General features: G+C 64.8%; 25 protein-coding genes and 1 tRNA gene. 14 read left to right on the top strand and 12 right to left on the bottom strand.

All coding sequences use genetic code 11. From position 1 onward, the window contains the following. Positions 1-91: 91 nt before the first annotated feature. On the bottom strand, positions 92-481 hold the full coding sequence (locus AC0SZ7_RS25380; RefSeq protein ID WP_475506961.1) for a hypothetical protein: 390 nt from the start codon (positions 479-481) through the stop codon (positions 92-94). A gap of 234 nt (positions 482-715) precedes the next feature. On the opposite strand from AC0SZ7_RS25380, the gene AC0SZ7_RS25375 reads away from it, so the two are divergent. The 5 genes from AC0SZ7_RS25375 (at position 716) to AC0SZ7_RS25355 (ending at position 4,544) form a co-directional block, all read left to right on the top strand. Then, positions 716-2,203: a sensor domain-containing diguanylate cyclase gene (locus AC0SZ7_RS25375; RefSeq protein ID WP_475506960.1), complete on the top strand. Its 1,488-nt coding sequence runs from the start codon at positions 716-718 to the stop codon at positions 2,201-2,203. After that, positions 2,196-2,426 (top strand): cysteine-rich CWC family protein, encoded by a 231-nt coding sequence (locus AC0SZ7_RS25370; RefSeq protein ID WP_475506959.1) that lies wholly within the window; start codon positions 2,196-2,198, stop codon positions 2,424-2,426. Before AC0SZ7_RS25375 ends, AC0SZ7_RS25370 begins: the two co-directional genes overlap by 8 nt. Beyond that, complete coding sequence (locus AC0SZ7_RS25365) at positions 2,405-3,097, top strand: pseudouridine synthase (RefSeq protein WP_475506958.1); 693 nt, start codon at positions 2,405-2,407, stop codon at positions 3,095-3,097. The genes AC0SZ7_RS25370 and AC0SZ7_RS25365 overlap by 22 nt, the downstream gene beginning before the upstream one ends. A 333-nt stretch (positions 3,098-3,430) precedes the next feature. Continuing rightward, entirely contained in the window at positions 3,431-4,315 is an 885-nt protein-coding gene (locus AC0SZ7_RS25360) for an alpha/beta fold hydrolase (RefSeq protein WP_475506957.1), read from the top strand. 155 nt (positions 4,316-4,470) lie between these two features. Continuing rightward, a tRNA-Gly gene (locus AC0SZ7_RS25355) sits at positions 4,471-4,544 on the top strand. A gap of 214 nt (positions 4,545-4,758) precedes the next feature. Here the strand turns inward: AC0SZ7_RS25355 and AC0SZ7_RS25350 are convergent. After that, the gene (locus tag AC0SZ7_RS25350) at positions 4,759-5,973 is read right to left on the bottom strand and encodes an MFS transporter (protein ID WP_475506956.1); all 1,215 of its coding nucleotides are present in this window, start codon (positions 5,971-5,973) and stop codon (positions 4,759-4,761) included. A gap of 285 nt (positions 5,974-6,258) precedes the next feature. Between AC0SZ7_RS25350 and AC0SZ7_RS25345 the strand changes: the two genes are divergently transcribed. Further along, the gene (locus AC0SZ7_RS25345) at positions 6,259-6,540 is read left to right on the top strand and encodes a hypothetical protein (RefSeq protein WP_475506955.1); all 282 of its coding nucleotides are present in this window, start codon (positions 6,259-6,261) and stop codon (positions 6,538-6,540) included. A 20-nt stretch (positions 6,541-6,560) separates the two neighbouring features. Here the strand turns inward: AC0SZ7_RS25345 and AC0SZ7_RS25340 are convergent, their stop codons facing one another. Then, complete coding sequence (locus AC0SZ7_RS25340) at positions 6,561-6,737, bottom strand: hypothetical protein (protein WP_475506954.1); 177 nt, start codon at positions 6,735-6,737, stop codon at positions 6,561-6,563. A gap of 132 nt (positions 6,738-6,869) precedes the next feature. Between AC0SZ7_RS25340 and AC0SZ7_RS25335 the strand changes: the two genes are divergently transcribed. Then, a complete protein-coding gene (locus AC0SZ7_RS25335; RefSeq protein WP_475506953.1) occupies positions 6,870-7,091 on the top strand; it encodes a hypothetical protein in 222 nt (73 codons plus the stop codon). 168 nt (positions 7,092-7,259) lie between these two features. Here AC0SZ7_RS25335 and AC0SZ7_RS25330 read toward each other — a convergent pair whose 3' ends face one another. Further along, entirely contained in the window at positions 7,260-8,348 is a 1,089-nt protein-coding gene (locus tag AC0SZ7_RS25330) for a glycerophosphodiester phosphodiesterase (protein WP_475506952.1), read from the bottom strand. 124 nt (positions 8,349-8,472) lie between these two features. Between AC0SZ7_RS25330 and AC0SZ7_RS25325 the strand changes: the two genes are divergently transcribed. After that, positions 8,473-9,483: a DUF4917 family protein gene (locus tag AC0SZ7_RS25325; RefSeq protein WP_475506951.1), complete on the top strand. Its 1,011-nt coding sequence runs from the start codon at positions 8,473-8,475 to the stop codon at positions 9,481-9,483. Here the strand turns inward: AC0SZ7_RS25325 and AC0SZ7_RS25320 are convergent. The 4 genes from AC0SZ7_RS25320 to AC0SZ7_RS25305 all read right to left on the bottom strand — a co-directional run bounded on the left by AC0SZ7_RS25320 (position 9,480) and on the right by AC0SZ7_RS25305 (position 13,429). Beyond that, positions 9,480-11,582: a S8 family serine peptidase gene (locus AC0SZ7_RS25320; RefSeq protein ID WP_475506950.1), complete on the bottom strand. Its 2,103-nt coding sequence runs from the start codon at positions 11,580-11,582 to the stop codon at positions 9,480-9,482. The two genes, AC0SZ7_RS25325 and AC0SZ7_RS25320, sit on opposite strands and share 4 nt — an antisense overlap. A gap of 120 nt (positions 11,583-11,702) precedes the next feature. Continuing rightward, positions 11,703-12,917, bottom strand: coding sequence for a class I SAM-dependent methyltransferase (locus tag AC0SZ7_RS25315; protein ID WP_475506949.1), 1,215 nt, complete (start codon positions 12,915-12,917; stop codon positions 11,703-11,705). 93 nt (positions 12,918-13,010) lie between these two features. Next, positions 13,011-13,184 (bottom strand): hypothetical protein, encoded by a 174-nt coding sequence (locus AC0SZ7_RS25310; RefSeq protein WP_475506948.1) that lies wholly within the window; start codon positions 13,182-13,184, stop codon positions 13,011-13,013. Positions 13,185-13,204: 20 nt separating this feature from the next. After that, positions 13,205-13,429 (bottom strand): response regulator transcription factor, encoded by a 225-nt coding sequence (locus tag AC0SZ7_RS25305; RefSeq protein ID WP_475506947.1) that lies wholly within the window; start codon positions 13,427-13,429, stop codon positions 13,205-13,207. 399 nt (positions 13,430-13,828) lie between these two features. Between AC0SZ7_RS25305 and bglX the strand changes: the two genes are divergently transcribed. The 5 genes from bglX to AC0SZ7_RS25280 all read left to right on the top strand — a co-directional run bounded on the left by bglX (position 13,829) and on the right by AC0SZ7_RS25280 (position 21,793). Beyond that, positions 13,829-16,123, top strand: coding sequence for a beta-glucosidase BglX (gene bglX, locus AC0SZ7_RS25300; protein ID WP_475506946.1), 2,295 nt, complete (start codon positions 13,829-13,831; stop codon positions 16,121-16,123). A gap of 200 nt (positions 16,124-16,323) precedes the next feature. Continuing rightward, complete coding sequence (locus tag AC0SZ7_RS25295; RefSeq protein ID WP_475506945.1) at positions 16,324-18,081, top strand: ATP-binding protein; 1,758 nt, start codon at positions 16,324-16,326, stop codon at positions 18,079-18,081. Then, positions 18,078-19,421: a sigma-54-dependent transcriptional regulator gene (locus AC0SZ7_RS25290; RefSeq protein ID WP_475506944.1), complete on the top strand. Its 1,344-nt coding sequence runs from the start codon at positions 18,078-18,080 to the stop codon at positions 19,419-19,421. The genes AC0SZ7_RS25295 and AC0SZ7_RS25290 overlap by 4 nt, the downstream gene beginning before the upstream one ends. 371 nt (positions 19,422-19,792) lie before the next feature. Then, entirely contained in the window at positions 19,793-21,106 is a 1,314-nt protein-coding gene (locus AC0SZ7_RS25285) for an MFS transporter (RefSeq protein WP_475506943.1), read from the top strand. A 66-nt stretch (positions 21,107-21,172) separates the two neighbouring features. After that, the gene (locus AC0SZ7_RS25280) at positions 21,173-21,793 is read left to right on the top strand and encodes a flavin reductase family protein (protein WP_475506942.1); all 621 of its coding nucleotides are present in this window, start codon (positions 21,173-21,175) and stop codon (positions 21,791-21,793) included. 4 nt (positions 21,794-21,797) lie between these two features. Here AC0SZ7_RS25280 and AC0SZ7_RS25275 read toward each other — a convergent pair whose 3' ends face one another. Together AC0SZ7_RS25275 and AC0SZ7_RS25270 are read right to left on the bottom strand one after the other, a co-directional pair. Then, a complete protein-coding gene (locus tag AC0SZ7_RS25275) occupies positions 21,798-22,028 on the bottom strand; it encodes a hypothetical protein (protein WP_475506941.1) in 231 nt (76 codons plus the stop codon). A 43-nt stretch (positions 22,029-22,071) separates the two neighbouring features. After that, entirely contained in the window at positions 22,072-22,410 is a 339-nt protein-coding gene (locus tag AC0SZ7_RS25270) for an antibiotic biosynthesis monooxygenase family protein (RefSeq protein ID WP_475506940.1), read from the bottom strand. A gap of 292 nt (positions 22,411-22,702) precedes the next feature. On the opposite strand from AC0SZ7_RS25270, the gene AC0SZ7_RS25265 reads away from it, so the two are divergent. Further along, entirely contained in the window at positions 22,703-23,632 is a 930-nt protein-coding gene (locus tag AC0SZ7_RS25265) for an AraC family transcriptional regulator (RefSeq protein WP_475506939.1), read from the top strand. 41 nt (positions 23,633-23,673) lie between these two features. On the opposite strand, the gene AC0SZ7_RS25260 is transcribed toward AC0SZ7_RS25265, so the two are convergent. Further along, positions 23,674-25,122, bottom strand: a complete 1,449-nt coding sequence (locus tag AC0SZ7_RS25260; RefSeq protein WP_475507045.1) for an aldehyde dehydrogenase family protein — start codon at positions 25,120-25,122, stop codon at positions 23,674-23,676. After that, positions 25,119-26,759 carry a 5-guanidino-2-oxopentanoate decarboxylase gene (locus AC0SZ7_RS25255; RefSeq protein ID WP_475506938.1) on the bottom strand — a complete coding sequence of 547 codons (1,641 nt, stop codon included), beginning with the start codon at positions 26,757-26,759 and terminating at the stop codon, positions 25,119-25,121. Before AC0SZ7_RS25255 ends, AC0SZ7_RS25260 begins: the two co-directional genes overlap by 4 nt. Between the last annotated feature and the right edge of the window lie 60 nt (positions 26,760-26,819).

Raw genomic sequence — 26,819 nt, 5'->3', positions numbered from 1 at the left:
GTCTGTTTTTTATCCCCCGGGGGGGCCGGGGCGGGGGGGCCGCTGTGCGGGGGTTTGCGTAGCAGCGGCCGCCAGGTCGCGTCGGCAGGCATCACCTGCGGCCAGGGCCGTCCGCGCCACGGTGGTTATCATAGCCACGGTGGTTGTCATAGCCACCATGGCCGCGCCAGTCACCCCGGCCAGGGCCGCGGCCCGGTGGTGGGCCGGGCGGGCGGTGCCCACCCCAGCCCGGGCCACCCCAACCAACGGGACGGTAACCGGGGCCGGGCGGCGGGCGGTAGTAATGAGGCGGCGGCGCGTAATACCGCGGCGAGCGAATGTAGTAACCAGAGTTGTAATACGTCGGCCCGTAGGGGTAGTAGCCGGATGGGTAGGCACTACCGGCATACACGTCGGTTCGGTAATAGGCTGGCCCCTCGTAAGGTGCACAGGCGGTGGTCAACAGACCCAGCAACACTAGCAGCAGAAGTCTCGTTTTCATGGCGGCCTCCCGGACCGCTGGACAGCTCGAACCAGCGACGCTGGTCGGCGCCGAGCAAAATATAGCGATCGGCATAGATTAAGACAGGTGAAACCCGACTCAGTGCCATCGCGGAAATAATTTGCTACAACATCGAAACACTCTCATTGCCGTCTAGTACTTTAGGCCTGCATTTCCCGTGCGACGTCGCTTTCCCCTAGAATGCCGCACCGGTCTACAGCCAATGGATTTGCTATGCCGCCCCGCCTCACCACGCTCTCCCAGCGCTCGTTGATCTTGACCCTGGTGGTACTGCTGACCAGCGGCTTCGTGCTGACCTCTTTGTTGAGTTACTACGCTTCGCGCAGCTCGATCCGCGACAACATCGTCAACACCGAACTGCCCCTGACCAGCGACACGGTGTACTCCGAAATCCAGAAAGACCTGGTGCGCCCGGTGCTCATCTCTTCGATGATGTCGCGCGACACCTTCATGCGCGACTGGGTGCTGGCCGGCGAGCGCGACCCGCAGCAGATAACCCGCTACCTGCAGGAAGTGATGACGCACTACGGCGCCTACACCGCCTTCTTCGTCTCCAACGCCAGCCACACCTACTACCAGGCCAAGGGCGTGCTGAAGAAGGTGCAGGCCGACGAGCCGCGCGACGCCTGGTACTACCGCGTGCGCAACATGGCCACGCCCTACGAGATCAACGTCGACGTCGACATGGCCAACCACGACGCCCTCACCATCTTCATCAACTACAAGGTGTTCGACTACCAGGACCGCTTCATCGGCGCCGCCGGCGTGGGCCTGCAAGTGAATGCCGTGGTGGGGCTGATCGAGGACTACGAGCAGCGCTACCAGCGCCGCGTGTACTTCGTCGACCGCCAGGGGCGCATCGTGCTCACCGGTACCCACGGCGGCCCGCAAGGCGCGCGCAGCGGCCAGGCCTTGAGCGCGGTGCCGGGCCTAGGCGAGTTGCTGGCGCAAATGCCGAAGCCCACCGGCGGCAACCACGAATACCTGGCCGACGGCGCCCAGCACTACCTTAACGTGCGCTTTATCCCTGAGCTCGACTGGTACCTGTTCGTCGACAAGCGCGAAGACAACGCCCTGGGCGACATCCGCCAGTCGTTGTACCTGAACCTGATGATCTGCCTGCTGGTGACCGCGCTGGTGCTGGCCTTGCTCAAGCGCGTGATCAGCCGCTACCAGCAGCGCCTTGAGCTGCTGGCTACTTGCGACACCCTGACCGGCCTGCCCAACCGCCGCGGCTTCGACCTGCTGGCCACCCAGGCCATCAACGAAGCCATGCGCGACACCCAGCCGCTGGCGGCGTTGCTGCTGGACCTGGACCACTTCAAGCAACTCAATGACAGCCACGGCCACCTGGCCGGCGACGAAGTGCTGAAGGGTTTCGCCGAGGTGCTGCGCACAAGCCTGCGCCACTCCGACATTCTCTGCCGCTGGGGTGGCGAAGAGTTCATAGTGCTGCTGCGCGCCACGCCCGGCGCCGATGCCCTGCAGGCTGCCGAGAAGATTCGTCGGCACACCGAGGAATACACCTTCCCCTATGGCGGCAAATCGCTGAAAATCACCACCAGCGTCGGCGTGACCGGGCTGCAGTCGGACGACACCCTGCACACCCTGCTCAACCGCGCCGACCATGCGCTGTATCGCGCCAAACAGAGCGGACGCAATTGCGTGCGCAGCGAGTTGCCCCAATCCTGTCATGAATGATGTCAGCCTGTGCCCGGCCTGTGGCGCCACCAACGCCTGCAGCCTGGCCGACCCACGCACCGCCACCCGGCCCTGCTGGTGCTACGGTGTGAGCATTGACCCCAGCGTACTCGCCGCCCTGCCCCAGGCGCTGCGCGACAAGGCCTGCCTGTGCCCGCGCTGCGCCCAGGTGCTGGACCAACTGCCACCCCAAGGGCCGGCATGCGCCTCGACCGCTTCCTGAGCAACCTGCCCCAGCTCAACCGCAAGCAGGTGCGCCTGTTGCTGGTGGAGCGGCGCGTGCGCGTCGATGGCGTGGCCACCGGCGACCCTCACCACGAGGTGCGCGAGTTCAGCCAGGTAACGCTCGACGACCAGGTGCTGCAAGCCGGGCGCCCGGCGCGCTACTTCATGCTGCACAAGCCCATGGGCTGCGTCAGCGCCACGGTAGACCCGCAGCACCCCACGGTGCTGGACCTGCTGGACGAGCCAGACAAGCACGACCTGCACCTGGCGGGGCGCCTGGACTACAACACCTCGGGGCTGATGCTGCTCACCAACGACGGGCAGTGGTCGCGCCGCCTCACCCAGCCGCAGACGAAGCTAGGCAAGGTGTACTACGTTGAAACCGAGCAGTTGATCGATGCGCGCTACATCGAGACCTTCGAACGCGGAATTTATTTTGCCTTCGAAGACCTCACCACCCAACCGGCGAAACTGGAGCTGTTGGGGCCGCGTAGCGCCCGCCTGACCATCGTCGAGGGGCGGTACCACCAGGTGAAGCGAATGTTCGGTCACTTTCAAAACAAGGTGTTACGGCTACATCGTGAGCAAATGGGTCCGCTAACCCTTGATCCAGAGCTGTCGCCGGGCCAGTACCGGGCGCTGAGCGCTGAAGAGATTCAGCAAATCTAGGCGTCTTACCGCCGGGCAGAAACCTCACTGACATTGTGCCAACGGTACTTGCGCAGACGTCATCGGCCTGCTTGAATCCAATCGTCGGTCCACATGTGACTCGGCAGTCACCACCATATTCTAAGAAACCTTTTTGCTGGCAACCGGTAGCTTTCATCGGACCGAGAACCAGCAGATCGCCCGCTTATAACAATACCCGTCGACCAGATTGTACGGATCGACATGGGCAAAAAATTCCCAGGCAATTGCCTACCTGTCACAAATTGCGTGCAGAGTCTTGCGTGCAGAGTCGCTTGCGCGAGTACCCGTTTTTTTTGCCAGGAGTCTTACGACATGAGGCCAGAAATCGCTGTGCTGGATATACAGGGTCAGTATCGGGTTTACACGGAGTTCTATCGCGCGGATGCCGCTGAGAAGACCATCATTTTGGTCAATGGGTCGCTGGCCACTACCGCGTCATTTGCCCAGACAGTGCGCAATCTGCATCCTCAGTTCAACGTAGTGCTGTACGACCAGCCCTACGCCGGTAAATCCAAGCCCCACAACGTGCACCACCGTGCACTGACAAAGGAAGAGGAAGGCCAGATCCTGGTGGAGCTGATCGACCACTTCAACGCTGAACACGTAATGTCCTTTTCCTGGGGCGGCGCCTGTGCGCTGCTGGCCTTGGCCCACCAGCCAAAGCGTATCGAAAAGGCTGTGATCAGCTCGTTCTCGCCGGTGCTCAACGAGCCGATGCGCGACTACCTGGAGCGTGGTGCCCACTACTTGGGCCGTTGCGACCGCCACAAGGTCGGGCACCTGGTCAACGACACCATCGGCAAGCACCTGCCGTCGCTGTTCAAACGCTTCAACTACCGGCACGTCAGCAGTCTCGACGACCATGAGTACGCGCAGATGCACTTCCACATCAGCGAAGTACTCCAGCACGACCTGGGCAACGCCCTGCACGCCGCGGCGAAAATCAATGTACCGGTGCTGTTCATGAACGGTGAATGGGACGAATACACCACCGCCCATGAAGCACGGCATTTCGCCAACCACGTGGCACGGACCGAGTTCGCCACCATCCAGAGCACCGGGCACTTCCTTGACATGGAACACAAGGCAGCCTGCCGCGACACCCGCCTGGCCCTGATGGACTTCCTCAAGCCCAGCCAGCAACAAAGCCGTATCCGCTACCGCCCGTTCGACGGTCACCATGCGCTGGCCATCTGAACGCCCGGCCTGCCGACCGCTGTGCTTGCTGCTCGACGCCCGATAACCAGGCAAAGAAGCGCAACAACCGCAGCGGCCGGCCGGCAAATTCCGCCTTGGGCGGATAAAAGGCTTCAATTGACCGGCGAGTTCTGGTAAAAAGTGAACCGCGTTCAGCGGGTGTCGTATAATGGCATTACTCCAGCTTCCCAAGCTGATAACGAGGGTTCGATTCCCTTCACCCGCTCCAGCATTCCCCCACGGTTCGCTACTCGTCCTGAGCCAGTGAAACCGTCCAAGGCAAGCGTCAGCCCTGCTGCTGATGCCGCCTGATACTCCCCCAGAATATTCAAACACCAGTAGCCGCTGCCGCCAGGCTGCGCTGGCCTTCGTGCGTTCTGAAGATTTTCGGCAGATCTTGCACGCCCATTCCAGAAACGCAGCAGCGGCTTATTTCCCCGAGTTCAACCCTTTTCCCGAGTTTCGCGCTCCACCACCCACGCCAACGGCACCGTCAGCAACAACATTCCCGCCAGGGTCATCACTGCCACCGGTATACCAGTAGCGTCCCCCAGCCGACCGAACAGCACCGGCGCCAGCGCGCCCGCGCCAATGGTGCCGGTGTAGAACAGCGCGAAAGCCTGTTCGCGCCTGCCGGCACCGGCCAGTTCCGGCACGGCGCCGTAGAGCACCGATGACGTGCCATTCAACGCCAGCCCCAGCAGCGGCAACATCGCCATCAAGGCGAACTGCGGCAGGAACACTGCCAGTACGATCAGCACCGAAGTGGTGGTCTCGGTCAGCCACACGGTCTTCATCATGCCGATGCGCGCGCCCAGGTAGCCGCACAGCAGTTTGCCGAACGCGCCACCAATGAACAGCAGCATCAACGCCAGGCCGATGCCGGCGCTGCCCGCGCCCTTGCTTTGCAGCAGGAATGGCAGGAAGGTCAGGAAGCCCATGCGCACGGCGCTGTCCAGCGTGCCGGTGGCCAGCAGCGCGCGCAAGCCGGTGACAGAGCCCGCGCCCGCAGAGGGTGTCGTGCTTTTCCCGGCATGAAGGGCAGCCACTGCCCGGCTGGGGATCAGCCACCAGAGCACTGCGGCCGCAGCAATGCCCAGCACGCCGATCAGGGTGGCGCTGGCGCGCCAGCTGATCACCGTCAACAGCAGGCCCACAAGGCCCGGGATCAAGGTTTTGCCGATATCGCCGGCAAAGTTGTACTGCGACAGCGCCTCCTTCACCCCACCGCCCGCTTCATGGCTGTCGGTAACCAGCGATGACGCCAACGGGTGCTGGGCGCTGGCACCCAACCCGCCCAGCATCAGCGCCACCAGCAAAGCCACCAGGCCACCCGCCTGGCCTACCAGCAGGTACGCCAGCCCCGCCAGCGCCGTGCCGCCCACCAGCAGCCGCTCCCTGCCCCAGCGCCGCGCCGCACGGCTGGCCAGCAACTGCAAGCCGGCCATGGTCCCTGAATACGCCCCGCGCAACAGCCCCACCTGGGCCAGGCTCAACCCAAACTGTGCCTGCCAGATGGGCAGCAGCACATAGATAAGGTCGGTCAGGCCATCGTGCACCGCGTGGGCGCCGCAAGCGGCGAACAGCGAGCGACGGCGCAGGGATTTGGCGGTAGCGGATGAGGGCTGGGCGGGGATGGGGTTGTTGAGTGTGGTCATTGTTGTTGTGGGTGCGATAGAAATGGAAACGTAGCCAGCTAACGTTATAGGCCAGTTGTAACGCGATGCACAAATAATGAATCGACCTGTATTGAAAGCGGATGCGCCAGAATTGTTAGTCTCGGATCCGTCCCACAGGCAATGGAGACGCGGACTAACGAAATGCTTGGCTAAGCATGTTTGACTGGGGCGCCTACCCTGTGAGCGTTGAAACGCTCTCCTGCCCCCAAGGAGCCACCCCCTGCAATGATATACTCGCCACCCCACACTTCAGGAGCCCACGCCATGCTTGACGTGAAGGAAGCTGTTCAAGTCGCCAAGAATGCTGCGGTAGATTTTCTTGCCGACGACACTGAACTGCAGGAGCTGCTTCTGGAGGAAGTCGAACTGGATGACGCACACAACCTGTGGCTGATCACCCTGGGCTTCAATGTCCCCGATAAAAGCCCTTTGCACGGCCTCGGCGCTGCACTTTCAGGGCGCTCCCCGTTCACCCGTAAGTACAAGGTCTTCAGCGTCGACTCGGAAACGGGCAAGGTGAAGGCGATGAAGATCCGCACTGTCTGATCGATCCAGCCAGCGAGATATCACATGCCGACGGTTTTGCAGCTTACGGGCTGGCCGACACGGGCTTGCTGGTAGCGGCGAAGGGCAGTTACCTGATCCTCACCGACGACCTGCGTTTTTCGGTGTTCGCTGCACGTAAAGGTGTCGACTGCATCAACTTCAACCATCTGCGTGACCAGAATTGGCAGCATGGCCATGCACACTGATTGTCCATTGCCCATAATATCTGCTCAATGGATCCACCTCACCAACACGATAGAACGATTACAAACCCCACAGGTCAGTACCGTTAAGACCTTCCCGCTACCCTGTGAAAAAAGGAGCTCGGCATGACGGACCAGCTGCTGCAACCCGCGTTATTGGACAAGCTGTATGAAAACCAGCTGGCAATCGCCGCTGCGGTCGAGGAGCTGGCCCTGTGGGTTGAGGTGCGCTGGGAGGCCGAGGACATTGCCGAGAATGTGCGCAGCGCCCTCGAAACCCTGGACCGCAACGCCGACTACATCAACCGCACCATCGCCACGCTGCGCAAGGAGCGGTCGGACCTGTGAACCTGGGTGCCTGTCGCTCATCTGGGCGGCCCACGGGCAGGCCGCGTTGCGGGTAGCGCATTCGCGGAGGTGGGCCCGGGACGCAGCCTTCGGCAGCTGCTACGTCCTGTGGGAGCTGGCTTGCCAGCGAGCTGTTGGGGCCGTAAAAGCTCGCTGGGTCAGGGTGGATCAATAGCCGTTTGCCTGCAGGATCTCCGGCACGGTGCGGCTGGCCGGGCGGTGGTAGAACTTCAGTAGTTCGCTGCTGCGGTTGGTGAAGATGCCGTCCACGCCGGCGTCCATGACCTTTTGGTAATCCACCGGGTCATCCACGGTGTAGACATGCACGAGCATGCCCTTGGCGTGGGTGAGCTGGTTCATCCAGGGTTGCACCAGGTCCATGTAACTCTGGTCGCCGCCCTGGGTCAGGGCCGCCGATGGGCCGGTGCCGATGGCGCCGTTGGCCTTGGCGAAGTCCAGCCACTGTTCGAACGCGGCATGGTCGCGGGGCTGTTGGCGGGCGTAGTAGGCAGCCTTGGTTTCGCCGCTGGCGGGGTTGTAGGCTTCTGCCGAAGCCGGCTCGATGCTGCCCTCGCCTACCCACAACAGCAGCACCTTGGGCACTTTGGGCATGAACTGGTTGAGCAGGCTCAGGCTGCTTTTCTCGAAGGTCTGCAGCACCACGCGGTGCCCCGGGGCGACCTCGCCGGCCGCGGTCAGCCAGCCACGCTGGATCAATTTGGCGGTGAGCTCCTTTTCGATGCCGGGGAACAGCAGCGGCGCCTTGGTCTCGATGTACAGCCCGGGGCGGTGCGCGGGGTCCTGATCGGCCAGGTCGATGATGTCGTCCAGCGTCTGGATCTTCAGCCCTGCGTACGCCGGGCGCGCACGGTCAGGGTAAGCGGTGTTGTACCAACTGCCGGCGTCCAGGGTCTTCAACTGCGCCAGGGTGAACTGGCTGACAGGCTGGTCCTTCTGCCCGGGGAATTTCGTCGCGATGTCGGTGGTGCGCCCCAGGTTGGTGTCATGCAGGGCAATCAGCTGGCCGTCGCGGGTGCGCTGCAGGTCCATTTCCAGGTAGTCGGCGCCCAGTTCGCGCGCCAGCAGGTAGGAGGCGCGGGTGGACTCCGGGGCGTCATAGGAGGCGCCGCGGTGGGCGATGACGGCCGGCCAGGGAATGCCGGCGGCCTTGGCCAGCGCCTCGCCCGTTGGCGCCTGGGCATGGGCCATGGCAGCGGTAGTCATGAACATGGCGGTGACAAGCCAACGTAGCGACATGGGAGCTTCCTGCAAGGTCAAAAGAGACCAGCATAGTCCGCGACGAATATGACAAGACGGTTTCCCCGCCCGCACCCCATGGTACAGTCGCGCCCTGTAACCGATCCCGAGCAAGACGCACGCCATGGAACTCGACGCTTTCGACGCCAGCCTGGGCCAATGGCCGCAGCTGCCCTTTCACTGCACCGGCCTGTTGCTTGGCAACGGTGCCAGCCGTGCCATGTGGCGCAACTTCGCCTATGACTCGCTGTTCGAGCGCGCGCAGAAAGTGCGCAACAAACCCCTGGGCCAGACTGACCTGGCGCTGTTCAAGTCCATGGGCACCGAGAATTTCGAGCAGGTGCTGAGCGCGCTCAACACCACCGTGCGCGTCAACGCCGCGCTGGCCATCAGTGCCTCGGCGCCGCTGAACCGCTACTACGCGATCAAGGAAGCGCTGATCCACGCCATGCGCAGCGCCCACATTCCGTTCCGGCTGGTGCCAACCGAGGGCTTGCAGGCCATCGCTCGCCACCTGCGCGACTACACCACGGTGTATTCGAGCAACTACGACCTGCTGGTGACCTGGGCCGTGGAGCAGGCCCCCGAAGGTTTCGACGAACTGTTCGATGTGGACCAGGGCTTCGACGTGCGCCGGGTGCGCAGCGACGCCACCCGCGTGCTGCACCTGCACGGCGGCTTGCACCTGATTCGCCAGGCCGATGGCACTACACGCAAGCGCAATGCCGTGGGCAGCGGTTTGCTGGATGGCTTTGCCATCAACCAGCCCGGCGAGGTGCCGCTGTTCGTCAACGAAGGCCGCCGCGAGGACAAGCTGCGTGCCATTCGCCAGTCCGATTACCTCAGCTGGTGCCACGCGCAACTGGCGCAACACCAGGGCCCGCTGTGCCTGTTCGGGCACAGCCTGGGCGAACAGGACCGCTACCTGCTGGACGCCATCGAGCAGGCCGGCGTGCAGCAACTGGCGGTGTCGATCTTCCCGCTGAGCGACGCTTGGGTTCTCAGCCAGAAACAGTATTTCACCCGCCTGTTCGCTGGTCGGGAGGTGCAGTTCTTCGACGCCACCAGCCACCCGCTGGGCGCGCCGTCGCTGAACGTGCCAGTGCCCAAGCCAGCGGTAAAACGCAAGCGCTAGAATGGCGGCAGGCCTGCACCCAGCAGGTCCAGCGCCGGCGCTTCGGCTAACCGCTGCCAATCGCTGTCACGCAGCTGTTCGGGCAGCACATGGCGCAGGCTCACGACCTGCCCTTGTGGCAACGCCACCTGCGTATCTTCGCCGCTGCGGGTAAACACCGGGCGCACGCCCTCGGCGAAACCACTGAACAGCAGACGGTCCTGCCCTGGCTCGAAATCCAGCACGCTATCGCCGTCTTCGGCCCGCGCGTGAATAACGAAGCGGTCCCGGCCCGGGCCGCCACTCAGCGTGTCGCGCCCAGCCCCGCCGTCCAGCCAGTCGTCACCGGCGCCGCCTTGCAGCAGGTCATCGGCATAGCCACCCAATAGCGCGTTGTTGGCGGCATTGCCGGTCAGCGTGTCGGCGTAATCACCACCTATCAGGTGCTCCAGCTGCCCGGGGTTTTCCAGACGCACCGCACGCCCCGCCAGGCGCGCCTCGCCACGGTCCAGGTCGATCACCGAGGCACTGCTGATGGCAGCGGCATTGAGCGTGTCGATGCCGCCATTCACGTCGTGCAGCACGCTGCGTGCAGGCGCGTGCAGCGAGGCGAACTCGTTGGTGTACACGTAATGATCGTTGCCATTGTCCAACCGCCCGAACAGGTTCAGGCGCCAGCCTTTCAGCACCCCGGTGCTGCCTTGGGCCAGGTCGAGGACCTGCAAGCGCCACTCGCCATTCGCCGGCTCGCCACGCAGGCGCGCAGTGTTGAAGACGAAGGTAACGCTGCCCTTGCGATGAAAGCGCAGGTCGCCCGGGTGTGTCGCGTCGGCAGGCGGCTTGCCAGGGCGGTCCATCAGCACCGAGCGGGTGCCCGAAGGCGAGACCAGCACCAGTTGCAGATCCCCCGGGCGCTGGTGGGCAAGCTTCACCTCCACCAAGGCGTATTCGATGCGCAGGCGCGCGTCTTCCATGGCCATGCTGTAGTTGAGCCCACCCGTGTCATGGTCAGGAATGGCGAACTCGCCGCTGCTGCTGGTGAGCGGCTGTTCCAGCAACGCCTCGTTGGCAAACCGCTGGTGCGCCGGCCAGTCCTGCGCCAGGCGCACCGCAGCCTGGGCGTCGACCTCACCGTAACCGTAGTCGTGGCTTACGTGCATGCCACCGCCGTTCCAGTGCCGGCCGGCGTTGTATTGCCACACAGTGGAAGGGTCGCGCACCTGCCGGGCGGTAAGTGCGAGGATGTCCTGCACATCGCGGTAGCCCAGCCGTGGGTTGGCCTGCAGCATCAGCGCGACGATGCCGCTGACAATCGGCGCCGCCAGGCTGGTGCCCGCCTGGGGCAGGCCCACCCGGGTAAACACGCCCACGCCCTGGGCGCTCACCAGCAGGTTGGCGCCGGGGCTGGAAAAACCTGACGCCGCGCAGGGTTCGCTGCGCGGTGGCGGGCAAGTGGCGGCAACCATGATGTTGCCGCGCATGTTGCTCAGGCTGGCGTAATTGGCGTTGCCGCCGGCCTGGCGGTCGTTGCCCGCGCTCATCACGATGACCGTGCCAAGCCCCCCGCGCCCCTCGCTCAACGCCCGGCGGTACTGCACCGGCACCGCGCCGATGGCGGGTACGTCCAGCACCGGTTCGAAACGCCCGGTGGCGCCCCAACTGAGGTTGGCCACGTGATAGCGCGCAAGCTTGGCCAGCGTCTCCAGTTGCCCGCTCACCCAATGGCCACCAATGGTCGCCTGGGGCGCCACGCCCACGGTGCCCTGGTCATTGCGCGCGGCCACCATCACGGCGGCCACGCTGCTGGCGTGCTCGGCATGCTTGTCGACGCTGGCCTTGCTGGCCCATAGCCAAGGCACACTATTGGCCTGCCAATGCGGGTCGACGTTGGGCAGCAGGTCTGCGTGGTGATAGGCGAAGGCTTTCTTGTGGGCCTTGCCGTGCGCCTCGAACTGGCCAATGCGCACGCCCTGGCCGGTGTAGCGTGCCCACACCGAGGGCACGTTGCTTTGGTGCAGGTAGGTTTGCAGCGGGTAGTCGGGGTCGCTGGGCGCGTCTTGCGCCCAGGCCTGGCCCGCGCCGCAGCAAAGCAGCGCCAGGAAGTAAATGCCATTGACCATGTGAACACCTCGCCCAATAAAAGGGGCGAGTGTTCAGGGGTACGCAGGGGGTGCCTATCCGACATCAAGCCCCGGACGGCAAAAAAGAACTGTCCTACGCTGGCGTCGGAAACAGCAGCGTCAGATCAGGCCGTCGGCCTTGAGCAGGGTTTCCAGGCAGTGCTCCTGGATAGCGTAGAACGCCTTCAGCGCCTCGATCTTTTCCAGCAGCGCACGTGGGTCCTGGGGCTCGGCGCGCTTCACCGCAAGAATCATCTTGTTCTTGTTGGTGTGCTCCAGCGAGATGAACTCGAACACCTTGGTGTCATAGCCGCAGGCCTCCAGGTAAAGGGCGCGCAGGCTGTCGGTGACCATTTCAGCCTGCTGGCCCAAATGCAGGCCGTACTGCAGCATGGGCTTGAGCAGCCCGGGGCTCTGGATTTGCAGGCGGATCTGCTTGTGGCAGCACGGCGAGCACATGATGATGGCCGCGCCGGTACGGATGCCGGTGTGAATGGCGTAGTCGGTGGCGATGTCACAGGCGTGCAGGGCAATCATCACGTCGATGGCGCTGGGCACCACGGTGCGAACGTCACCGTGCTCGAACACCAGGCCCGGGTGCTCCAGGCGCGCGGCGGCGGTGTTGCACAGGGTGACCATGTCTTCGCGCAACTCCACGCCGGTGACCTGCCCTTCGCGGCCCAGGGTGTTGCGCAGGTAGTCGTGGATGGCGAAGGTCAGGTAGCCCTTGCCCGAGCCGAAATCGGCCACGCGCACCGGCTGCTCTGCGGCGATCGGCGCCCCGGCGAAGGCGTGGGAAAACACCTCGATGAACTTGTTGATCTGCTTCCACTTGCGCGACATGGCCGGGATCAGCTCATGCTGCTTGTTGGTCACCCCCAGGTCCACCAGGAACGGCCGGCTCAGCTCAAGGTAGCGCTTCTTCTCGCGGTCATGCTCGGCCGATGCCGCCTGGCGTGGCTGCTGCGTGGCGTTGCGGTGCAGCATGGGTTTGTTCTTCTTGCTGAACTCCAGTTGCACCTCATCGGTAAGGGTGAGCAGGTGCGCGTTCTTGAAGCTTGCCGGCAGCAACTCGGCAATCAGCGCCACGGCTTCGTCCAGCGGCAGGTTCTTGGTGATGTCGCGGGTCTGGTAGCGGTAGACGAACGACAGGCAGGCCTGCTCCTTCACCGTCACCGGCTTGATGATCACCTTCTGCAACTGCGCCTCGGCGCCCACGTGCCTGGCCAGCACCAGCTTGACCAGGGCATCCTGCGCAAGGCTTGCGCCCAGCAGGTCGAGGAACGTGGCGCGCGGGTCGGACGCGGTCTTGAGGCTGGCAGCAGGGGCGGACATCGGAAAGCCTGGGCAAAGTAAAGGATGCGCGCATTTTACGGGGCTTTGCCCTGCCAGGGCACGGACTTGTTCATTTTCCCGACGCAACTGCCCTCACCATGCCGCCGCAGCCACCCCGCCAATGCCCATCAACACCGCGGAATAGAACATCACCACCCGTTGCAGCAGCGCTTCCCTGCCCAGGCCCGAACCTGCACCTATGCGGAACACGCACAACCCTACAACGGCAATGGCCAGCATCAGCTCGCCTATCAATAACACCAGCATTTCAGTTTTCCCAAACTCGATCAGCTAAACACACACCCATGCCTGGCAGTGGCCGCGACGGGCGCCGACGGCAACGGCGACATGGCCAGTTCCGTGCGGTTGCGGGCGCGCCCCTTGCGCAGCAGCGCCGACACGTGATCACGCACGGTATAGGCACTGATACCCAGTAATTCGGCGATTTCCCTGTTGGTGGAACCTGCCAGCAAAAGGTTCAGGACTTCCTTCTCCCGTGGGGTCATATGCATGCGGGTTACCTGCTCATGGACCAGCACAAGCGGGCACCTTAAATAAGCACAGAGGGAAAAACAACGCGCAGAAATACCTGCTTATAAATCCCCTAAACGCGCTGCATTGACTTTCAAGAACGGCAGAGAAAACCTACAAAAACTTAAGTAAACAGTTACGTAGTCCTACTGCCTTGTCTGTCAGAGCGTAGGTTTTATCCTACTTGCAACGCCTGCGGCTGCTCGCCTGCGTCCTGGCCGACAGCCACGGCCTGAATGCGACCTTGGGCAAAACAACTCTGGATTGCCGCCCCCCAATGGGCTAAAAGAAGCGCGCACATTACAAAAATATTCGTTCCACCTTCTTGGGCTCGCCTGTTTTCCTTCGCGAACCACCGCAAGCCATGACGAGAGCAATTCATGAAGAAGCTGTGTCTGCTGGGCATCATTACAAGCCTGGCCTTTCCACCGGCCATGGCGGCCACCGCCCCGTCTCCACTCAAGACCAAGGAAGCGTTCATCGCCGACTTGATGAAGCGCATGACCCTGGACGAGAAAATCGGCCAGCTGCGGCTGATTTCCATCGGCCCGGAAATGACCCACGAGCAAATTCGCGACGAGATTGCCGCCGGGCACATCGGCGGTACCTTCAACTCGGTGACCCGCGCCGAGAACCGCCCCATGCAGGACGCGGCCATGCAGCGCAGCCGGTTGAAGATCCCGATGTTCTTCGCCTATGACGTGATTCACGGCCAGCGCACCATCTTCCCCATCAGCCTGGCCCTGGCGTCCAGCTGGGACATGAGCGCCATTGCCCTCAGCGCGCGCACTGCCGCCCTGGAAGCCGCTGCCGATGGCCTGGACATGACCTACGGGCCGATGGTGGACATCGCCCGCGACCCGCGCTGGGGCCGCACCAGCGAAGGCTTCGGCGAAGACACCTACCTGGTGTCGCGCATCGCCAAGGTGATGGTCAAGGGCTACCAGGGCGACAACGTCGCCGCGCCCGACAGCGTCATGGCCGCGGTGAAGCACTTCGCGCTGTATGGCGGCGTGGAAGGCGGCCGCGACTACAACATCGTCGACATGAGCCCCACGCGCATGTACCAGGATTACCTGCCGCCCTACCGCGCCGCCATCGACGCCGGTGCCGGCGGAGTGATGGTGGCGCTGAACTCCATCAACGGCGTGCCCGCCACCGCCAACACCTGGCTGATGCAGGACCTGCTGCGCAAGGACTGGGGCTTCAAGGGCATTACCATCAGCGACCACGGCGCCATCCACGAGTTGATCAAGCACGGCGTGGCCCGCGACGACCGCGAGGCGGCGAAGCTGGCGATCAAGGCCGGCATCGACATGAGCATGAACGACCAGGTGTACGGCAAGGAGCTGCCGGGGCTGGTGAAGTCCGGCGAGGTGAGCCAGGCCGACATCGACAATGCCGTGCGCGAGGTACTGGGTACCAAGTACGACCTGGGGCTGTTCCAGGACCCGTACCGCCGCATCGGCAAGGCCAGCGATGACCCGGCCGACACCTATGCCGACAGCCGCCTGCACCGCCAGGCCGCGCGGGAAGTGGCGCGCACCAGCATGGTCCTGCTGGAGAACCACGACCACACCCTGCCGCTGAAGAAGCAAGGCACCATCGCCCTGGTGGGCCCCCTGGCCGATGCGCCGATCGACATGATGGGCAGCTGGTCGGCAGCCGGCAAACCCGACCAGTCGGTGACCCTGCTGCACGGCCTGCAGAACGCCGTGGGCGACCGCGCCAGAATCATTTACGCCAAGGGCGCCAACGTCACTGACAACCAGGACGCCATCGCCTTCCTCAACCGCATCATCTTCGACCGCGAAGAGGTAAGCATCGACAAGCGCCCCGCCGGCGAAATCATCGCCGAGGCGGTGAAGGCCGCCGAACAGGCCGATGTGATCGTGGCAGCGGTGGGTGAGGCGCGGGGCATGTCCCACGAGTCAGCCAGCCGTACCACCCTGGCGTTGCCCAACACCCAGAAGGCCTTGATCAAGGCCTTGAAGGCCACCGGCAAGCCGCTGGTGCTGGTGCTGATGAACGGCCGCCCGCTGTCGCTGGTGGACGAACAGAAGCAGGCCGACGCCATGCTGGAAACCTGGTTCTCGGGCACCGAGGGTGGCAACGCCATCGCCGACGTGCTGTTCGGCGACTATAACCCGTCGGGCAAGCTGCCTATCAGTTTCCCACGCTCTGTGGGGCAGATTCCGGTGTACTACAGCCACCTCACCATTGGCCGGCCGTTCACCGCAGGCCAGCCCGGCAACTACACCTCGCAGTATTTCGACGAGGAAACCGGGCCGCTGTACAGCTTCGGCTATGGCCTGAGCTACACCGACTTCAGCCTCTCGGACGTGAGCCTGTCCAGCACCACGCTCAAGCGCGGCGGCAACGTCACCGCCAGCGTCACCGTGAAGAACACCGGCAAGGTGGCCGGTGCCACGGTGGTGCAACTGTACGTGCATGACGTGGTGGCTTCCATGGCGCGCCCGATCAAGGAGCTGAAGAACTTCGAGAAGGTCACCCTGCAGCCCGGCGAGGAGAAAACCGTGCGCTTCACCCTTACCGAGGACGACCTGAAGTTCTACAACCCGCAGCTCAAGTACGCGGCAGAGCCAGGGGAGTTCCAGGTACAGATCGGCCTGGACTCGCAGCACGTCAAGCAGCAGAGCTTTACGTTGCTGTAGGAGACGCCGCCTGCGGCAGCTGCTACGGGTTCGTCAAAGTCCCGTAGCAGCGGCCGGCAGGCCGCGTCCGAAAGCGCCGCGCATTTCCCGGAATATTGGGGAAACTCAGGCCCCGGCGAAGTATTACCAATGATGTGCGACAAAGTTACACACCCGCCCATCATGCTATGGTTTTGCCCCCCAACCGATTGGCGATGCCCATGCGTCCCCCGTTTCGCGCCCTGCGCCTGCCCCTGATAGCCCTGCTGATCATCACCGGCACCCTGGCCTCTGCCCTGCTGGCCATGCGGCACGCCCAGCGCCTGGCCATGGCCGAGGAAGCTGGCCGCGCCCATCAGCAACTGGGGCTGTACGCCAATTCGCTACACACCCTGATCGAGCGGTACCGCAGCCTGCCCGCCGTGCTGGCGCTGGACCCGCAACTGATCGCAGCGCTCCAGGGCCCGGTGGACGCCAGCACCCGCGACGCGCTCAACCGCAAGCTGGAAAAAATCAACCAGGCAGCGCAGTCCTCCACCCTGGAGCTGCTCGACCACAGCGGCCTGGCCGTGGCGGCCAGCAACTGGCAACTGCCCACCAGCTACGTGGGCCAGAACTACGGTTTCCGCCCCTACTTCCTGCAGACCCGCAGCCAGGGCAGCGGCCGTTTCTATGCCGTGGGCGTGACCAGCGGGGTGCCGGGCTACTTCCTGTCCAGCGCGGTAAAGGACGAGCGTGGCGGGTTCCTGGGCGCCATGGTGGTCAAGCTGGAGTTCCCCGAACTTGAGCGCGAATGGCGCCAGGGCAGCGACACCCTGCTGGTCAGTGATGCGCGCGGCATCGTCTTCATCGCCAACCAGCCAGGCTGGCGCTACCGCCAGCTCAGGCCGCTGAGCGCCGCTGACCAGGCCGAGCTGGCCAGCACCCGTCAGTACGACCGCCAGCCCCTCAGCCCCTTGAAGGTGAAGCCGTTGCAGGCCTTCGACGGCGACAGCCAGCTGGCCCGGGTCGATGGCCCGGGCGGTAGCGCCGACTACCTGTGGGAGTCGCTGCCGCTGACCAGCGAGGGCTGGACCCTGCACCTGCTGCGCAAACCGCAACTGGCCGCCGAGGACGCCCGCAACGCAGCCCTGGCCGCAGCCGGCGGCTGGTTGAGCCTGGTGTTCCTGGCGCTGTTCCTGTACCAGCGCTGGCGCCTGGGCCGGCTGCGCCAGCGCAGCCGGGAGGAGCTGGAGGCGCTGGTGCAGGCGCGCACCCGCGAGCTGCAAACCGCCCAGGACGGCCTGGTGCAGGCCGCCAAGTTGGCAGCCCTGGGGCAGATGTCGGCGGCCCTTGCCCACGAGATCAACCAGCCGTTGACCGCCCAGCGCATGCAGCTGGCCACCCTGCGCCTGCTGCTGGACCACGGCCGCGTGGACGACGCCTACCAAGCGCTGCTGCCACTTGAACAGATGCTCACGCGCATGGCCGCACTTACCGGGCACTTGAAGACCTTCGCGCGCAAGAGCCCGGCAGGCCTGCGCGAGCGTGTCGATCTCGCCGAGGTGGTGGACCAGGCCCTGCAGCTGCTGGAGCCGCGCATCCGCCAGGAACGGGTCAGCACAGTGCTGCACCTGACTCGGCCAGCGTGGGTACGCGGTGACCCGATCCGCCTGGAACAAGTGCTGATCAACCTGCTGCGCAATGCCCTCGACGCCATGAGCCAGAAGCCCCAGCGCCGCCTGGAAGTGCGCATCGATGCAGAAGCCGGGCACTGGCGTGTATCGGTGGCGGACAGCGGCGGCGGCATCGCCCCGGAACACCTGGCCACGGTATTCGACCCCTTCTTCACCACCAAGCCGGTGGGCGACGGCCTGGGGCTGGGGCTGGCCGTGTCCTACGCGATTGCCCACGAAAGCGGCGGCCACCTGAGCGCCGCCAACCAAGGCAACGGCGCTATCCTCACGCTGGTCATGCCCACCGAACCGGAGGCCCCATGAACGCAACGCCTTTGCATGAGGTGATAGTGGTCGATGACGACGCCAGCATCCGCGACGCCGTGACCCAGTGGCTGACCCTGTCCGGCTTCACCGTCACCACCCATGAGCGCGCCGAAGCTTGCCTGGCAGCGCTGGGCGCGGATTTCCCCGGCGTGGTCATCAGCGACGTGCGCATGCCGGGCATGGACGGCCTGCAACTGCTGGAACAGCTGCAGGCACGCGACCCGCAGTTGCCGTTGATCCTGCTCACCGGCCATGGCGACGTGCCCATGGCGGTGCAGGCACTGCAAGGGGGTGCCTATGACTTTCTGGAAAAACCGTTCAGCCCCGACACGCTGATGAGCAGCCTGCGCCGTGCCCTCGACAAACGTGCACTGGTGCTGGAGAACCGCCAGCTGCAAGCCCGCGCCACTCACCAGGACCGGCTGCAGGCCGACCTGCTGGGGTATTCGCCAGGCATGCAGCAGCTGCGCCGGCAGATCCTCGACCTGGCCGGCCTGCCGGTGAACGTGCTGATTCGCGGCGAGACCGGCAGCGGCAAGGAACGCGTGGCCCGCTGCCTGCACGAATGCGGGCCGCGGGCGACGAAACCGTTCGTGGCAGTCAATTGCGCGGCCATCCCCGAAGTACTGTTCGAGGCCGAGCTGTTCGGCCACGAAAGCGGTGCGTTCACCGGTGCCCAGGGCAAGCGCATCGGCAAGCTGGAACATGCCCATGGCGGCACGCTGTTCCTCGACGAAATCGAGAGCCTGCCGTTGGCCCAGCAGGCCAAGCTGTTGCGCGTGATCCAGGAGCAGACGCTGGAACGCCTGGGCTCCAACCAGAGCATCGCCATCGATGTGCGCATTGTCGCCGCCACCAAGCCGGACCTGCTGCAGGAAGCCCGCGCCGGGCGCTTCCGCGAGGACCTGGCGTACCGCCTGAACGTGGCCGAATTGCGCCTGGCGCCGCTGCGCGACCGGCGCGAAGACATCCCCCTGCTGTTCGAGCATTTCGCTGCCCACAGCGCCGCCCGGGCTGGCCGCGAAGTGCCACGGCTCAGCGCCGCGCGCCTGGCGCAACTGCTCAGCCATGACTGGCCCGGCAACGTTCGCGAACTGGCGAACGCCGCCGAGCGCCATGCCTTGGGCCTTGAAGCACCCGAAGCACCAGCGGCCGCCAGCGTCGGCAGCTCCCTGGCCGCACAGCAGGAAGCCTTCGAGGCGCAGTGCCTGCGCGCCGCCCTGCACCGCCACCGTGGCGACATCAAGGCGGTGCTGGCGGAACTGCAACTGCCGCGCCGCACCCTCAACGAGAAGATGCAGCGCCACGGCCTGCAGCGCGAAGACTTCCTGGCCTGACAAAAACCGCACCGCCTGCATCGCGACTAAAGTCGGCTCCTACGCCGCCCGTGGTAGGAGCCGGCCTTGGCCGCGATGCAGACGACGCGATCGACGAGGTACACGTGGCCCCGTAGCAGCGGTCGTAGGCCGCGTCCGCAGCCGCCGCGCATTGGCGGTCGGACCGCGCAGAGGCCGGACGCAGCCTGGCGGCAGCTGCTACGGGTCGGCGGATATCCGCTCATTGGTGGATGGGTATTGGGCGGATTCTTGCCGATCATGCAGGCTTGAGCCCTCTGGAACGTGCCTCTGCAACCTGGCACGCCCCCTGCTACAGCCCTTCTCAAGGCACGCGGTTCGCTGCCACACAACAACAACGAGAAGGAACCAGCATGGAAATCTCCCCAAGCCTGCCCGCGGGCGCGCAGGCCGCCCCGAAAACCACGTCCAGCCGGCTGAAATCGATCTTCAGCGGCTCGGTGGGCAACATGGTCGAATGGTACGACTGGTACGTGTACGCCGCGTTCTCCCTGTACTTCGCCCAGGTGTTCTTCCCCAAGAACGACCTCACCGCGCAACTGCTCAACACCGCCGCGATTTTCGCCGTGGGCTTCCTGATGCGCCCCATCGGCGGCTGGCTGATGGGCCTGTACGCCGACCGCAAGGGCCGCAAGGCGGCGCTGATGGCCTCGGTGTTGCTCATGTGCTTCGGCTCGCTGATCATCGCCCTCACCCCCGGCTACGAAACCATCGGCGTCGGCGCGCCGATCCTGCTGGTGTTCGCGCGGCTCTTGCAGGGGCTGTCGGTGGGCGGTGAGTACGGCACCTCCGCCACCTACCTCAGCGAAATGGCGACCAAGGAGCGTCGCGGGTTCTTTTCCAGCTTCCAGTACGTGACCCTGATCTCGGGCCAGCTCATCGCCCTGGCAGTGTTGATCGTGCTGCAACAGACGCTCACCGAAGAGCAGCTGCTGGCCTGGGGCTGGCGCGTGCCGTTCGTGATCGGCGCGCTGTGCGCGGTGGTCGCCCTGTGGCTGCGCCGCGGCATGGAAGAAACCGCCTCGTTCAGCCAAAAGAAGGAAGCGCCCAAGGAAAGCCTGATGCGCACCCTGATGCGCCACCCCAAGGAACTGCTGACCGTAGTCGGCCTGACCATGGGCGGTACCCTGGCGTTCTACACCTACACCACGTACATGCAGAAGTACCTGGTGAACACCGTGGGCATGAGCAAGACCGACTCGACCATGATCTCGGCTGCCACGCTGTTCCTGTTCATGTGCCTGCAACCGGTGATCGGCGCACTGTCGGACAAGATCGGCCGCCGGCCCATCCTGATCGCCTTCGGCGTGCTGGGCACCCTGTGCACCGTGCCGATCCTCACCACCCTGCACACCATCGAAACCTGGTGGGGCGCGTTCTTCCTGATCATGGCGGCATTGATCATCGTCAGCGGCTACACCTCGATCAACGCGGTGGTGAAGGCTGAATTATTCCCCACCGAGATTCGCGCGCTGGGCGTAGGCCTGCCGTATGCCCTGACCGTGTCGATATTCGGCGGCACCGCCGAGTTCATCGCACTGTGGTTCAAGAGCATCGGCATGGAAAGCGGCTACTACTGGTACGTGACGGCGTGCATTGCCTGTTCGCTGCTGGTGTACGTATTCATGAAAGACACCCGCACCCATTCGCGCATCGAAACCGATTGACCCGTTGTGGTATCGGGCGTGAGGGCGGCACACTGGTCGCCCTCATCCCGCCACCAGGATCGTGCAATGCCCGACGACATCCACTACTACGAACCCTCCCAGGGCCACGGCCTGCCCCACGACCCGTTCAACGCCATCGTCGGGCCACGACCCATTGGCTGGATCTCGTCCCAGGACGAGCAAGGGCGCCTGAACCTGGCGCCCTACAGCTTCTTCAACGCCTTCAACTACATCCCGCCGATCATCGGTTTCTCAAGCGTTGGCCGCAAGGACAGCCTCAACAACATCGAGAAAACCGGCGAGTTCGCCTGGAACCTGGCCACCCGGCCGCTAGCCGAGCAGATGAACCAGAGCTGCGCCGCCGTGGCGCCGGAAGTGGACGAATTCAGCTTGAGCGGCCTGACGCCGGTGGCCTCAAAGGTGATTGCGGTGCCACGGGTGCAGGAAAGCCCGGTGTCGTTCGAGTGCAAAGTCACGCAGATCATCCAGCTGCAACGGGCCGACAAGCAGGTGGTGCCCAGCTGGCTGATTCTGGGTGAAGTGGTGGCGGTGCATATCGCCAAATGGCTGCTCAAGGACGGTATCTACGACACCGCCGCCGCCCAGCCCATTCTGCGTGGCGGCGGCCCGGCCGACTACTTCCAGCTGGGCCCGGAGGCCCTGTTCAAGATGTACCGCCCGCAGTAGGTCGTTACCACACCAGCTCGCCGTCGGCGTCCACGCCGGCAAGCTTTTCCAGCTCGTCGCAGGCGGCCTGGTCAGCGCTGGTGGCGGTGGCGAAAGTGTTGCCTGGCAGGATCTTGTGGAAGCGCGGCGCGCCACCGGCGCCCAGCGCCTTCACGGCAATGGCTGCACTGTAGCCGCCCTCGCCCGGTACCACGGCCGAAACGGCCTCGAAGTGTTGAAACTCTTTGCGTGCCATTCTCAGTGCCCCGGCGGTTATTGAAGCCGGGCATTCTAGCGCCTCAACTCGCCAGTTTGTGCACCGCGCAAGTGCTGCGGCTGTCCACGTCGCTGAAGGTATGGAAGTCCAGGCTGGTGACCAGCATGTCGTTCACCAGCGCATCGAACACCTGCATCACCGGCGAATCGAACCAGATGGCCATGGCCTGCTGGCTAGCCCAGAAACCGCTGATCAACCACAGGTCGTCATCGCATTGGGAATGCTGCAGGGCAAAATGCAGGCAGCCCGGGGTGTGGCGCGACGGTGCAAGCAAACGCTCCAGGCGCTGGCCCAGCTCGGCCGAACGCCCGGCGCGGGCACGAATGAAAGCGCAATGGCTGACGGGGGTGGGTAGTGACATGGGATGTCTCTCCGTAGTCGGCTGATACTGGTGGTACGGCAACAGAGATTAAGCGCTGCCACCAGCCAGCGTTAGCCGATTCCTGCTCAAGCCTTGCCTGATCCTGCAGGCCTGCGAAAAAGGCCAGGTGCCAGCGCTGGTCAGCCTGACCGCCGGCGCCCAGCAACCACGCCCATGGCAGCGGGCCCGTTCGGAAACATCGGCAGGATCAGGCAAGCATGCCGCAGGATTGGACTGGCGGTTCTTCTTGCACAAAACTATCCTCGCTGCATCCGCCTACCGAGGCTTCGCCATGACCGATTTCGAGCGTCTTCACGCGCAGCTGGACCCTTTCATGGAAAGCCAGCGCGCCACCCTTGCCGACCTGATCGACCGGCACATCGCCGGCAACGGCAGCTTTGAATCGGCCATACCGGCGCTGTTTCTCAGCCGCTCGGAACAGTGCAGCCAATCGTTCCCGCAGTTGATGCGCCCGGCCCTGTGCATCCTGGCCAACGGCAGCAAGCGCGTGCGCCTGGGCGATGAAGACTACCTGTACGACCCGCTCAACTACATGGTGGTGTCAGTGGCCATGCCGGTCAGCGGCGCCATTCTGGAAGCCTCGCCGCAAAGCCCGTGCCTGTCGTTGCGGCTGGACATCGACCCGGCCGAGATCAACGCGCTGATTGCCGCCGCCGGCCCTACGGGCGTGCCCGCGCGCCCCACCGCACGCGGCCTGTATGTAGAGCAACTGGATGCGCCGCTGCTGGACGCCGTGGTACGGCTGGTACGGCTGCTGGAGACCCCGCGGGACATCGCCATGCTGGCGCCGCTGGTACGCCGGGAAATTCTCTATCGCCTGCTGCGCAGCCCGCAGGGCCATCGGCTTTACGAGATTGCCGTGAGCAACAGCCAGATGCACCGCGTGACCCAGGCCATCGACTGGCTGAACAGCCATTTCGACCAACCGTTGCGCATGGAAGACCTGGCCCGCGAGGTGAACCTGAGCGTGTCCACCCTGCATCACCGCTTCAAGGCCATGACCTCCATGAGCCCCTTGCAGTACCAGAAGCTGCTGCGGCTACAGGAAGCCCGCCGGCTGATGCTGACCGACGGGCTGGACGCCTGCGCCGCCGGCTACCGCGTGGGCTACGAAAGCGCCTCGCAGTTCAGCCGCGAATACAGCCGGCTGTTCGGCGCCCCGCCCGCTCGCGACCTGCAACGGCTGCGCATGACCGTGTGACCCGTGGGCGCTGGCTGACCTCAGCCGGCGCCCACGCAAGATTACCTGGCGCGTACTACGTGCTTGATCTCCTGGAACGCCTGCAACCCCCACGGCCCCAGCTCGCGGCCCAGGCTGCTCTGCTTGTAGCCGCCCCAGGCGGTCTGCGGGAAGATCACCTGCGGCGCGTTGATCCATACCAGCCCGGCCTGCAACGCGTTGGCCACCTGCTCGGCCCGCGCCACGTCGGCGCTGATGATGCTGGCCACCAGGCCGAAGTCGCTGTCGTTGGCCAGCTCGATGGCCTGCGCCTCGCTGTCGAACGCGCGTACGCACAGCACCGGGCCGAAAATTTCCTCGTTCCACAGGGCGCTGTCCAGCGGCACGTCAGTGAACACCGTCGGTTGCACGAAGAAGCCTGCAGGCAGCGCCGCCGGGCGTGAGCCACCGGTCACCAGGGTAGCGCCTGCCGCGATGCCGGCTTCGATATGCCCCAGCACCCGCTCGTACTGTGCGCGGTTGACCAGCGCCCCCATCTCGGTGCCCGGTTCAAAGGGGTCGCCCTGCACGATGGCTTCGGCGCGGGCCTGCAGGCGCTGCACGAACTCGGCGTACAGCGGCCGCGCCACCAGCACGCGGCTGGTGGCCGAGCACATCTGCCCGGCGTTGAAATAGCCGCCGCCACTGGCCAGCTCCACCGCCAGTTCCAGGTCGGCGTCTTCCAGCACCAGCAGCGCCGACTTGCCGCCCAATTCCAGGCTGACGCCCTTTACCGTCTCGGCGGCGCGCTGCATCACCTGCACGCCCACGGCGTTGCTGCCGGTGAAGGACACCTTGGCGATGCGCCGATGCGTGGCCATGGGCGCGCCCACCGCCAGGCCGGTGCCGCACACCAGGTTGAACACACCCTGGGGCAGCCCGCACTCAGCGATGATGCGCGCCAACTCCAGCTCGGCCAGCGGCGTCACTTCCGACGGTTTCAACACCACGCAGCAGCCTGCGGCCAACGCGGGCGCCAGCTTCCACGCGGTGGTGACCATGGGGAAGTTCCACGGCACAATCAGGCCAACCACACCGCACGGTTCGCGGCGCACCCGGGCGCTGAACTCGTCGGTGGGCAGCGGCACGGGGCTGTCCAGACGCGCGTCGAGGCCATCGGCCAGTTCGGCGTAATAGGTGAAGGTAGCGATCACGTCGTCCACGTCGATACCGGCTTCGAACAGCGGTTTGCCGTTGTTGCACGCCTGCAACTGCATCAGCCGCTCGCGCTGGGCCGTCACGCCGGCGGCGATGGCACGCAAATACCCGGCGCGCTCGCAGCCGCTGGTCTTGGCCCACTGGGCAAAAGCGCGGTGGGCGGCGGCCACTGCCAGGTCGACGGCGCTTGCATCGGCGCCATCGACCTGGGCCAGTAAGGTTTCGTTGGCCGGGTTAATCACCGGCAGGGCTTGGGGGCCGTGGCTCCACTGGCCATCGATGTAAAGGCCTGCGAGGTGGTGCGGGAAATTCAGCATGGGTGGAATTCGCTCATCCAGGTAGTTTGGTCAATTTCGATCAGGGTCGGCACGCTGCGCTCGACGGCGCCGTGCAGCGCCTCGCGCAGGGCCTGCACGTTGTTGGCGGCCTGGGCATGGCAGCCCATCGCGCGGGCGATGGCGATGAAGTCAGGGGTGTGAATGTCGACACCCACCGGCTCGATGGCGCGGTTGACCATGTATTTCTTGATCTCTTCATAGCCCTGGTTATTCCACAGCAGCACGATCACCGGGATGCGCGCTTCCACAGCGCTGGCCAGCTCCGGCAGGGTGAACTGCACGCCACCGTCGCCGATCAGGCACACCACCGGCGGGCGCTGCTCACGCTTGCCCGCGCCGCCCAGCCAGGCGCCCATGGCGGCCGGCAAGGCGTAGCCCAAGGTGCCGTAGCCGGTGGACGCGTTGAACCAGCGGCGCGGGCGGTGCATGTCCAGGGTCAGGTTGCCGGTGTACACCGGTTGCGTGGAGTCGCCCACCAGCACCGCGTCTGGCAGCACTTGCAGCAAGGTCTCGAGCATCAGCGTCTGGGCGCGGGTAGGCGCGTCCCACTCGGCGGCCAGGGTTGCACGCAATTGGCTGGCACGGGCGGCGCCCCACTGCGGGTCGCGTGGTGGCAGGAAACCGACATCCAGGGCGGCCAGCAAGGCCTGGGCGGCACTGCTGGCGTCGGCCACCAGGGCCACTTTCGGCAGGAAGTTGCGCACGGTCTGGTCGGGGTCGATGTCCACCCGCAGCAGGGTGCCGGGAATGCGGAAAGCGCCCTTGAAGGTGATGTCGTAGTCGGTTTCCGCCAGCTCGGTGCCGATGGCCAGTACCACGTCGGCTTCGTCGATCAGCTCGCGAGTCGCCGGCAACGACTGCGTCGAGCCGATCTGCAGCGGGTGGCCGGCCGGCAGCAGGCCCTTGGCGTTGATGGTCATGGCCAGCGGCGCCTGCAAGCGTTCGGCCAGCAGCGCCAGCGCCGGCGCTGAGTCGACGGCGCCACCGCCCGCCAGTATCAATGGCCGCCGCGCCTGGCGCAGCCACTGCGCCATCTGCGCCACCGCCTGCGGCGCGGCACCGGCGCGCTGAACCCGCACCGGTTCGCTGCCCAGCAGCGCGTCGGCGTCTTCAACCAGCACGTCCAGGGGAATTTCGATGTGCACCGGCCGCGGCCGGGCGCCGTCGAACACGGCAAAGGCACGCGCCAGTACGGCCGGCAGGTCGGCCGCAGCCATCAGGGTGTGGGAAAACGCACAGACACCGGCCACCAGTGCGCTCTGGTTCGGCAACTCATGCAGTTTGCCGCGCCCGCCGCCCAATTGGCCGCGCGCCTGCACGCTGGAAATCACCAGCATGGGGATCGAGTCGGCGTAGGCCTGGCCCATGGCAGTGGTGATGTTGGTCATCCCCGGCCCGGTGATGATGAAACACACGCCCGGCCTGCCACGGGTGCGGGCATAGCCGTCGGCCATGAAGCCGGCGCCCTGCTCGTGGCGCGGCGTGACGTGCTCGATAGGCGAGCGCGCCAAGCCGCGGTACAGCTCCACGGTATGCACCCCGGGAATACCGAAGACCTGTTCCACGCCATAGCCTTCGAGGAGTTTGACCAACACTTCGCCGCACGTCGCCATTGTTTCATCGCCTGTTGATTGTTCGGTAAACAGGCGGCATTTCAGCGGTTGGCGGCTGGT

The sequence above is a fragment of the Pseudomonas sp. JC1203 genome (genome assembly GCF_056175065.1).
The sequence above is the reverse complement of the archived record's forward strand: the minus strand, read 5'-3'. Positions and strand labels throughout refer to the sequence as shown.

What these genes read in the sequence shown, in the direction of transcription:
- AC0SZ7_RS25380 (WP_475506961.1), bottom strand. Translation starts at nt 481, where the DNA reads ATGAAAACGAGACTTCTGCTGCTAGTGTTGCTGGGTCTGTTGACCACC.
- AC0SZ7_RS25375 (WP_475506960.1), top strand. Translation starts at nt 716, where the DNA reads ATGCCGCCCCGCCTCACCACGCTCTCCCAGCGCTCGTTGATCTTGACC.
- AC0SZ7_RS25370 (WP_475506959.1), top strand. Translation starts at nt 2,196, where the DNA reads ATGAATGATGTCAGCCTGTGCCCGGCCTGTGGCGCCACCAACGCCTGC.
- AC0SZ7_RS25365 (WP_475506958.1), top strand. Translation starts at nt 2,405, where the DNA reads ATGCGCCTCGACCGCTTCCTGAGCAACCTGCCCCAGCTCAACCGCAAG.
- AC0SZ7_RS25360 (WP_475506957.1), top strand. Translation starts at nt 3,431, where the DNA reads ATGAGGCCAGAAATCGCTGTGCTGGATATACAGGGTCAGTATCGGGTT.
- AC0SZ7_RS25350 (WP_475506956.1), bottom strand. Translation starts at nt 5,973, where the DNA reads ATGACCACACTCAACAACCCCATCCCCGCCCAGCCCTCATCCGCTACC.
- AC0SZ7_RS25345 (WP_475506955.1), top strand. Translation starts at nt 6,259, where the DNA reads ATGCTTGACGTGAAGGAAGCTGTTCAAGTCGCCAAGAATGCTGCGGTA.
- AC0SZ7_RS25340 (WP_475506954.1), bottom strand. Translation starts at nt 6,737, where the DNA reads ATGGCCATGCTGCCAATTCTGGTCACGCAGATGGTTGAAGTTGATGCA.
- AC0SZ7_RS25335 (WP_475506953.1), top strand. Translation starts at nt 6,870, where the DNA reads ATGACGGACCAGCTGCTGCAACCCGCGTTATTGGACAAGCTGTATGAA.
- AC0SZ7_RS25330 (WP_475506952.1), bottom strand. Translation starts at nt 8,348, where the DNA reads ATGTCGCTACGTTGGCTTGTCACCGCCATGTTCATGACTACCGCTGCC.
- AC0SZ7_RS25325 (WP_475506951.1), top strand. Translation starts at nt 8,473, where the DNA reads ATGGAACTCGACGCTTTCGACGCCAGCCTGGGCCAATGGCCGCAGCTG.
- AC0SZ7_RS25320 (WP_475506950.1), bottom strand. Translation starts at nt 11,582, where the DNA reads ATGGTCAATGGCATTTACTTCCTGGCGCTGCTTTGCTGCGGCGCGGGC.
- AC0SZ7_RS25315 (WP_475506949.1), bottom strand. Translation starts at nt 12,917, where the DNA reads ATGTCCGCCCCTGCTGCCAGCCTCAAGACCGCGTCCGACCCGCGCGCC.
- AC0SZ7_RS25310 (WP_475506948.1), bottom strand. Translation starts at nt 13,184, where the DNA reads ATGCTGGTGTTATTGATAGGCGAGCTGATGCTGGCCATTGCCGTTGTA.
- AC0SZ7_RS25305 (WP_475506947.1), bottom strand. Translation starts at nt 13,429, where the DNA reads ATGCATATGACCCCACGGGAGAAGGAAGTCCTGAACCTTTTGCTGGCA.
- bglX (WP_475506946.1), top strand. Translation starts at nt 13,829, where the DNA reads ATGAAGAAGCTGTGTCTGCTGGGCATCATTACAAGCCTGGCCTTTCCA.
- AC0SZ7_RS25295 (WP_475506945.1), top strand. Translation starts at nt 16,324, where the DNA reads ATGCGTCCCCCGTTTCGCGCCCTGCGCCTGCCCCTGATAGCCCTGCTG.
- AC0SZ7_RS25290 (WP_475506944.1), top strand. Translation starts at nt 18,078, where the DNA reads ATGAACGCAACGCCTTTGCATGAGGTGATAGTGGTCGATGACGACGCC.
- AC0SZ7_RS25285 (WP_475506943.1), top strand. Translation starts at nt 19,793, where the DNA reads ATGGAAATCTCCCCAAGCCTGCCCGCGGGCGCGCAGGCCGCCCCGAAA.
- AC0SZ7_RS25280 (WP_475506942.1), top strand. Translation starts at nt 21,173, where the DNA reads ATGCCCGACGACATCCACTACTACGAACCCTCCCAGGGCCACGGCCTG.
- AC0SZ7_RS25275 (WP_475506941.1), bottom strand. Translation starts at nt 22,028, where the DNA reads ATGGCACGCAAAGAGTTTCAACACTTCGAGGCCGTTTCGGCCGTGGTA.
- AC0SZ7_RS25270 (WP_475506940.1), bottom strand. Translation starts at nt 22,410, where the DNA reads ATGTCACTACCCACCCCCGTCAGCCATTGCGCTTTCATTCGTGCCCGC.
- AC0SZ7_RS25265 (WP_475506939.1), top strand. Translation starts at nt 22,703, where the DNA reads ATGACCGATTTCGAGCGTCTTCACGCGCAGCTGGACCCTTTCATGGAA.
- AC0SZ7_RS25255 (WP_475506938.1), bottom strand. Translation starts at nt 26,759, where the DNA reads ATGGCGACGTGCGGCGAAGTGTTGGTCAAACTCCTCGAAGGCTATGGC.